Source organism: Sphingomonas sp. (assembly GCF_035910975.1).
In the GTDB taxonomy this organism is placed as follows: Bacteria; Pseudomonadota; Alphaproteobacteria; order Sphingomonadales; family Sphingomonadaceae; genus Sphingomonas.
This window is the reverse complement of sequence record NZ_JAMHWM010000023.1, coordinates 1-6,349: the sequence shown is the minus strand read 5'-3', so window position 1 is coordinate 6,349 and position 6,349 is coordinate 1. Positions and strand designations below refer to the sequence as shown.

Below are 6,349 nucleotides of genomic sequence, written 5' to 3'. Positions count from 1 at the left end.
CGCAAAGACGCGACCCACTGGACCGACGCCGAAACCGGCCAGCGTGTCCCGGCCGAACTCGCGGCCAAGCTCGAAAAGCGCTGGCAAGCGAGCAGCGACACGAGCATCAAAACCGACTCGACCGGCCTCCTGAAGACGGACGCCCTGTATCGTACCGACACGCCGCTCACCGACCGCAGCACGCCGAACAACGACGCCTCGCTCTCCGAGCGCGCCGCGCGCGCCGTCGCTGGCGACAAGCTGACGCCGGAACAGCGGAAGGCCGTCATCAAGGAGATCGCCGCAGTCTATCCCGATTTCGTCGGCAACGACAAAAGCGACGTTTACTTGGTCGCTCGTCTCGAAGCCATGCGCGCCAACGAGAACAAAATCGCCCGCAGCGGAGCGCCTACCGATGAGGGCGACGCCGCCGAAGCCAAGCGCATCGCCGAGAACGCCGACTCCGATCCGCGCGCCGACTCTCGGCGCCAATGAGCACGTCGCCGACTTCGCCGTTCGCCGTGAAGAATGGTATCGGCGCTCCGCGAGCTTGGCGGACGAACTGGCCGTGAGTCAGGAGCGTGACAACCGCGAGCGGCAAGCGCGCGAGCACGCCGAGCTTATCGAGCGCAATCACGCGATCGAACCGCATCGCGAAGCCTACGCGGTCGCCTGTCGCAAGCTGGTCGCCGCTCTGCTCGACGCGGAGGCGCATTTGGCCGACGCCTCCGCCGCGTTCAACATCGTGGTTGCCGCCGCTCGCGCGACTAACGGCGTTGTGCCGGTGCCGCAGTTGCCGAAGAGCGTCGCCGTGGCCGCAGTCGATCGGCTCAAGCGACTGTCGAAGAGCGCGCCGACCACGATCGGCCAGTCGCCGCTCGGTGATGAGATCTTCGGCAAGCTCCGGCTCGACCGCCGCAATATCAGCATGACGGCGGAGGAAGAATGATGGCTGGCTACGCTGATCGACACAACGAACGGATCGCCAAGATGGGCAAGGCCGGCGGCTTCGGCAAGCGCCGTCGCGTCAGCCGTCGAGGCGCGCCGGACGCCTACAGCGCCGAAGCTCGCGCGGCTCGAATGGCCGAAGCTCGGCGCGGCGCGTGTCATTCACTGGCACGGGCTGACATGAACGGCCCCCGCCGTACGGTGCTCTTCGGCGAGATTTGGCAGAAGCTCAAGAATTGCAACGACCTGCTCGATTGGCAGTTTTGCGGCTTCATTGCCGACGCGCTCGAAGACGATTGGCCGAACGAGGTCGTCTATGTCGCCCTAGACACGTTCGCCACAGCGGGGTGGCTGGCGATGCGCGAGCGCCGCGCCGGTGCGCGTGAATACCGGCTGATCGGCGACAAGGCGAGCGACGCCCGCAAGTACATCGACCTCACGGGCGACTTCGGCCTCGATATTGCGGGGGCGCAAGATGAATGAAGCCCGTCGACTGGCCATCCTGTCCCGACCGCTGAAACCCGACACATGCGTCCGCGACGCTCCGAAGTCGAAGTGGCGTAAAGCCGCCATCGCCGCTGTGAAGCGCATCGAGAAGAGCGGCATCGAGAACAGCGACGACAATCGGTTTCTCTACACCGTGCTGGAGCTGATCATGCTCCTCAACTGGCGCAACGCTTTTCGATACGCAACGCCCGCCGAGATCGACGCGTGGATGGCCGACCGCCTCATTACCCTGAAGGAGCTGACCAATGATCGTCCGTAAGCTTATCACACTGCTCGGCTTTGACGTGGACGAGGCCGGAGCGCGGGAATATGAAAAGAAGCTCGACAGCCTCGCCGACAAGGCGGCTTCGCTCATGACCAAGGGTGCGGCCATGACTGCCGCATTCACGGCCCCCTTCGCGCTGGCCCTCAATAGCGTCGTCAAATCGGGCGGCGACTACGAGCAGATTATGAACCGCGTTCAGGCGGCGGGCAATTTCACCGCCGACCAGATGGTGCAGATCCGCGCCGCCGCCGATCAAATGTCGGAAGATATGGGCAAGTCGCTGACCGACGTTGGCGCCACACTGGAGGAGTTGACGAAGGCGGGCGTGCCGCTCGCCGACATGCTCGGAGGTGTGGCTCAGCAAGCCCTCACTTTGTCGAGCGCCACAGGCGCGGCGAGCGACGCGGCGGGCACGCTGATCAACAGCGTTATCTCGCTCTTCGGCAAGAGCGCCGATTACGCGGGCGACGCGGCCGATCAGATCGTGGGCTTTGCGAACGCGACGCGATGGGGCTTCGAAGACGTTCAGGGCGTGATCCAGCAAAGCGGCAATGCGGCCAAGCTCGCGGGCATGGACTTCGACCAGCTTCTCGCCGCTGCCTCCCTCATGGCGGACACGTTCGATACCGGCGGCGAAGCGGGCACCGCGCTCAAATCGGCCATCATGTCCCTGATGAACCCGACCAAGCAGGCTCGCGACGTGATGGAGCAGTATGGCCTTTCGTTCTACGACGCGAACGGCAAGATGCGCGGCCAGGGCGAAATCGCTGATATGCTCGCCGAGAAGCTCGGCACCCTGAGCGACGAAGAGCGCAACGCCGCGCTCGCGACGATGTTCGGCTCCGAAGGCATCAGTTACGCGACCGCGTTGATGGACAAGCGATCGGCGGGCCTCGAAGCCAACGCCGCCGCCATTCGTGATCAGGGCGACGCGGCGGCGGCGGCAGAGGCGGCGACCGCAGGCTATAACGGCGCGGTCGCAAAGCTCTCGGCCGCTTTCGAGCGGCTGGCCATCGCCGTCGCGAATAGCGGCGTCCTCGATTTCCTGACCTCGCTGGTCGAGCAGGGGACGAGGCTGATCGACAAGATCTCCGAGCTTAACCCGCGCCTCCTTAGCTTCGGCACGTTCGCGGGCATGGCGGCGGCGCTGATCGGCCCGTTCCTCGTTGCGCTCGGCGCCATCGTGCTCACGCTCGGGGCCATCGGAGCGCCGCTCCTTGCGTTCGCCGCCGCCGCCGCTGTAGCCGCTGGCGCCGTCGCCGCGTTCTGGCCCGAAATCACGGCCCTGTGGAGCGCGATCGGTGCCGGGGATTGGTCGAGCGTCGGCACGATGCTTAGCGCGGGCTTCGGCGAAGTCCTGACTCTGCTCGGCGACAATCTCGAATACTTCATTCTCGGCCTGCCCGGCATCATCGCCGCCGCTCTCGGCCTCGATCTGTTCAAGCCGATCAAGGACGCCTTCACCTACATGATTGACGACGCGAAGAAGGCTTGGGCCAACTTCATCGACAGCCTGCCCGCCCCGGTGAAGGCCATCGGCTCGGCTATCAGGGGCGCATGGAACTTCGTCACCCAGAGCGCTCCCGTCGAGGCTTATGGCGCGCCCGCCGTTGGCATCGGCGCTCCCGGCCGCGCTGGCGGCGGCGCGGTCAACGAAGGCCAGGCGTACACGATCGGCGAGAGCGGCAAGGAGCTCTTCATGCCGACGAGTGACGGCGTGATCCTGCCGAACGGCATCACGCGCGCGCTCGAGGCCATGACGAACGCGGCGGCGCTCAGTGGCGGCTACGGCGCGCCCGACCCGGCACCGCGCGGCGGCGGCAACATCACCGTCAGTGCGCCCATGACCGTCAGCGTCACCGTTCCGCAAGGCACGACGGGCGAGCAGGCGCAGTCGATCTTCGAGCAACTCGAAACGGTGGTCAATCGCAGCATCGGCAACGCGATCCAAAACGCGATCTACGACTTCCCGACCATGGAAGCGCCTGTGTAATCCGAATTCGTCGGACGGCTGAAACGGCGGGCCTAGTGGGACGGACCCCGCGCAAAGTACGCAAGCCGACGAACTGCGCCCGGCTGATCACCGGGCAAGCCGCTGGCGATGGCCCGATGAACCGTCACCAGCACCCGGCGCCGAAGTTTGACCGTCTCCTGCGGTTTGAGCTTCGGCGCCAAACCCATTAGCCACACCTCCACGAGGCCGACATGACGCCCGACATGATCATCTCCGATATGCAGTCGCGCCCCATCGCGGACGTTGCCGAGTCGTGCCATGCCAGCGGTTTGGCGATCGATGATTTCGCCAAGCTCGCCAAGGTCGCAGGCGCAGACGTGAACGCCGCCCGCATGGCGTTCGCGAGCGTCGCGTGGTCCGCCGCTAGGGCGAAAGCCGCCGCTGGCGCGCCGCTGAATAATGGCCGCTTCGACGCCAAGCCGCGCGGCTATTCTCCCCGGCGCGCGTCAGCCACGGACCTCGAAAAATCGCTGCCAGCCGCCGAGCGTGAAGAGCTGGAGCGCGAGCTTCGGGCGGCGAAAGCCGAGGGCCATAGCGTTCGCGACGTGGTGCGCAATGGCTGGCCGGGTCGCGTGGGCCGTAAGGAATTCGCCGAGCTTGCCGCCGCCGCTGGCTTCAATCGACACACTGCGGACGTTGCATTTCGTGACGCGCCTCACGTCAGCCCGCCGAAGCCGCCGCGCAAGAGGCGAGCGCCGAAGCCGCGTGAGCCGATCGCCGAGCTTGTCGCCGAGCTTCGCGAGAACGGCCTTCATGCGACGGCTCAGAACGAACGCTGGCACAAGACGCGGCCATGCGACTTCATCCTGTCGGCCGTCGCCGCTGGCTTGTCAGCCAGCAGAGCGCGCAGGGTGTTTCAAGCCGCTCGCGAAGGCCGCGTGATCAAGCCGCCGAAGCCGCGAGCGCCGAAGCCGCCGAAGCCGCCGAAGTTGGCGCCGGAGCCGAAGCCCGAGCTTGTCGCCGACTTCGCGTCCGGCGCGCGGCTATGCGAGGTGGCGCGGCGCTGGCTCACCATCGACCGCGAGCAGTTTCGCGCCTCAGCGAAGGCCGCTGGCGTCGCGCGCAATCGCGCGCTGCGCCGTTACGACAAACAGCGGGAACGCATGGGCCTCAATAAATAACAAGACGATATAGCCACACGGCTGGGCGGACAGAGAAAAGCGCTGTCAGGTGGTGTGGCGACACAGCTTTGTCACACGCCGGATCGGCTAGTGCGAGAAGGGGCATGACCGAAAGCCAGCGCAGAAACGGGCGGCGGAGACGGAGTTAAGAAAAAAGCGATTGGAGGGGGTGCTGGCCTCTTGTTTCGATCGAGGGGCACGCCTACCTTTACTGTATGGCGCCTAATTAGGGGCGTTTCAGTTACGTGTTTAAACTGTCAAGGCCAACTTCCGGGGCGGGGCAGATCGCGAGTTCCAGCATCAGGGCTCCTTTCACCAGCCACGCGGGCGGCTTTGCGGCAATCCGGCAATACCACATTGCCAGGTGCGTCACAGTATACACGACCACGTCGAAGACGAACGCACACCGCAGAACGGCGGGGGCGGAGATGTTAAGGGTCAGTGCGTTGACCCGATGCTCTTGCCCCCACTCGCGGAGATCAATGGAAGACGACTTCGATTTCACCGCCAAGGATCTTAAGCATTATCCGCACTTTGACGCGCCGATCACGCTAAGAGAAATCCGTCGTCTCGTAACGAATCCCGAACGCGTCGCGGCTAATTCATTCTACCCGTTCTTCCTATATGAAGAGTCGTGGCAGCCCTATCGTTCATTGGACACGGCTAGGGTCAAAACCCGATCATCATATTGATTTGATGACGCCTCTCTGATTCTATCCTGACCATCGGCGGTGGGGGTGAGCGATGGCGGGGGAATTCTGGCTTTCGGACAGGGCTTGGGCGGCGATCGCGCCGCTCCTGCCCACCAATCAGGCCGGGGCCCGGCGGGTCGATGACCGGCGGGTGATCTCGGGGATCGTTCACGTCCTGAAGTCCGGGTGCCGGTGGAAGGATTGCCCGGCGATCTACGGGCCGCCGACGACGATCTACAACCGGTTCAACCGCTGGAGCTGGAAGGGGCTCTGGGGCCGCGTGTTCACGGAACTGGTCGCCCGGGCGGAAATCCCGAGGGAGCTCAGCATCGATTCCACCGCCGTCCGGGCGCATCGGTCCGCGCATGGCGGCAAAGGGGGGCGAAGGCTCAGGCCATCGGGCGCTCGCGTGGCGGGCCGACGACGAAAATCCATGCCCTGACCGACGAGCACGGCCGCGTCGCCGCCTTCGCGCTCACCCCCGGCAATGTCGCGGATATCTCAGCCGCGCCGGAACTGCTCGCCTCCAGGCCCGCCCCGCGCCGCCTCATCGCCGACAGGGGCTATGACGCGATGAGCCTGCGCCGCTCCCTCGCCGAGCGGCGCACCGAGGCCGTCATCCCGTCGTCCCGCTCGCGGAAACGCCCGATCCCCCACGATCCGGTCGCCTACCGTGAGCGCAATCGTATCGAGCGCGCCTTTTGCGCCCTCAAGGACTGGCGACGCGTCGCAACACGCTACGACAAGCTCGCCCGAAACTTCGAGGCAGCCGTCGCAATCGCAGCGACCATCCTCTGGTGGACTTGATTGAGTCTCAACCCTA

The 6,349-nt window shown here is 65.3% G+C and carries 6 protein-coding genes and 1 pseudogene; all 7 read left to right on the top strand.

Annotated features, from left to right (window positions below; genetic code table 11):
* The coding region (locus tag VYI76_RS04540; RefSeq protein WP_326523586.1) for a hypothetical protein at positions 1 to 474 on the top strand (474 nt) is incomplete at its 5' end.
* 55 nt (positions 475 to 529) lie between these two features.
* Entirely contained in the window at positions 530 to 928 is a 399-nt protein-coding gene (locus VYI76_RS04535; RefSeq protein ID WP_326523585.1) for a hypothetical protein, read from the top strand.
* Positions 925 to 1,410, top strand: a complete 486-nt coding sequence (locus VYI76_RS04530) for a hypothetical protein (RefSeq protein ID WP_326523584.1) — start codon at positions 925 to 927, stop codon at positions 1,408 to 1,410. Before VYI76_RS04535 ends, VYI76_RS04530 begins: the two co-directional genes overlap by 4 nt.
* The gene (locus VYI76_RS04525) at positions 1,403 to 1,693 is read left to right on the top strand and encodes a hypothetical protein (protein ID WP_326523583.1); all 291 of its coding nucleotides are present in this window, start codon (positions 1,403 to 1,405) and stop codon (positions 1,691 to 1,693) included. The genes VYI76_RS04530 and VYI76_RS04525 overlap by 8 nt, the downstream gene beginning before the upstream one ends.
* Positions 1,680 to 3,692 carry a phage tail tape measure protein gene (locus VYI76_RS04520; RefSeq protein ID WP_326523582.1) on the top strand — a complete coding sequence of 671 codons (2,013 nt, stop codon included), beginning with the start codon at positions 1,680 to 1,682 and terminating at the stop codon, positions 3,690 to 3,692. Before VYI76_RS04525 ends, VYI76_RS04520 begins: the two co-directional genes overlap by 14 nt.
* 212 nt (positions 3,693 to 3,904) lie before the next feature.
* Positions 3,905 to 4,834 carry a hypothetical protein gene (locus tag VYI76_RS04515; RefSeq protein ID WP_326523581.1) on the top strand — a complete coding sequence of 310 codons (930 nt, stop codon included), beginning with the start codon at positions 3,905 to 3,907 and terminating at the stop codon, positions 4,832 to 4,834.
* A gap of 744 nt (positions 4,835 to 5,578) precedes the next feature.
* Positions 5,579 to 6,267, top strand: a pseudogene (locus tag VYI76_RS04510) (IS5 family transposase); the annotation flags it as partial.
* Positions 6,268 to 6,349 lie beyond the last annotated feature (82 nt).

Excerpts from the sequence above, each read along its gene's own strand:
- VYI76_RS04530 (WP_326523584.1), top strand. The coding sequence starts at position 925 with ATGATGGCTGGCTACGCTGATCGACACAACGAACGGATCGCCAAGATG.
- VYI76_RS04525 (WP_326523583.1), top strand. The coding sequence starts at position 1,403 with ATGAATGAAGCCCGTCGACTGGCCATCCTGTCCCGACCGCTGAAACCC.
- VYI76_RS04520 (WP_326523582.1), top strand. The coding sequence starts at position 1,680 with ATGATCGTCCGTAAGCTTATCACACTGCTCGGCTTTGACGTGGACGAG.
- VYI76_RS04515 (WP_326523581.1), top strand. The coding sequence starts at position 3,905 with ATGACGCCCGACATGATCATCTCCGATATGCAGTCGCGCCCCATCGCG.